General features: G+C 57.2%; 1 protein-coding gene (cut by both window edges). It reads left to right on the top strand.

This entire window lies inside a single protein-coding gene on the top strand: locus tag GJA_RS28635, encoding an immunoglobulin-like domain-containing protein. The 285-nt coding sequence extends 12 nt beyond the window's left edge and 16 nt beyond its right edge, so the window shows coding positions 13-269 (codon 5, complete, through codon 90, partial); the first codon wholly inside the window starts at position 1. The start codon and the stop codon both lie outside this window.

Here is a 257-nt window from a genome sequence, read left to right as displayed (position 1 = left end):
GGCACGGCGGTGTTCCACACCCCGGCCAACGACGTCTACAACAACGGTTCCACCGTCAGCACCACCATCACCAAGACCGACGGCGGTAACTTCGAGAAGTTGGTGACAAATCCTGATGCGGCTAAAACTGTCATCACCGACTCGATCGATACCACCACCGTTACCCTGACCGCGGACAAAACCGTGGTTGAAGGTGGTGACATCACCTACACCGCGACCTTGACTAACAAGGCGCAAACCGACGTCACCGTGACCCT

Source organism: Janthinobacterium agaricidamnosum NBRC 102515 = DSM 9628 (assembly GCF_000723165.1).
GTDB classification, from domain to species: Bacteria; Pseudomonadota; Gammaproteobacteria; order Burkholderiales; family Burkholderiaceae_D; genus Janthinobacterium; species Janthinobacterium agaricidamnosum.
This window is presented reverse-complemented; position numbering and strand designations above follow the sequence as displayed.